This window comes from Aquitalea palustris (assembly GCF_003693445.1).
Classification (GTDB): Bacteria; Pseudomonadota; Gammaproteobacteria; order Burkholderiales; family Chromobacteriaceae; genus Aquitalea; species Aquitalea palustris.
In genome coordinates this window covers 1-311 of record NZ_RFAR01000172.1, presented here as the reverse complement: position 1 = coordinate 311, position 311 = coordinate 1, and the positions used below count along the sequence as shown (strand labels likewise).

Here is a 311-nt window from a genome sequence, read left to right as displayed (position 1 = left end):
TCTTTTACTCCCGCCACAAACAGGCTGATGTGCTGGCCGACGTTGTGCAGCCAGCGGCGGCCGGTGGTGTGGTTGGCATCGCGCTGGGCGATGAGGTTGAGGTTGGTGCCGGCGCTGATGGTGTGGCTTTGTTCGGTCAGGCTGGCGATGCCGGCCGGGGCGGACAGGATGAGCAGGGGTTGCTGTCCGGCCTGGTCTTTTGCCGTTTTGCCGTCCTTGTCGGTGTTGCTGCCGGCTTCCCAGGCTTTGACGGCGGCGGCGTGGTGTTGCAGATGGCCGCTGTCTTTCTTGCCGTCTTTGCTGTTGTCCGG

At 64.0% G+C, this 311-nt stretch carries 1 protein-coding gene; it reads right to left on the bottom strand.

All coding sequences use genetic code 11. The annotated features are described in order from the left end of the window. A partial coding sequence (locus EAY64_RS20215; protein WP_122081991.1) for a DUF2345 domain-containing protein occupies nucleotides 1–311 on the bottom strand: 311 nt, incomplete at both ends.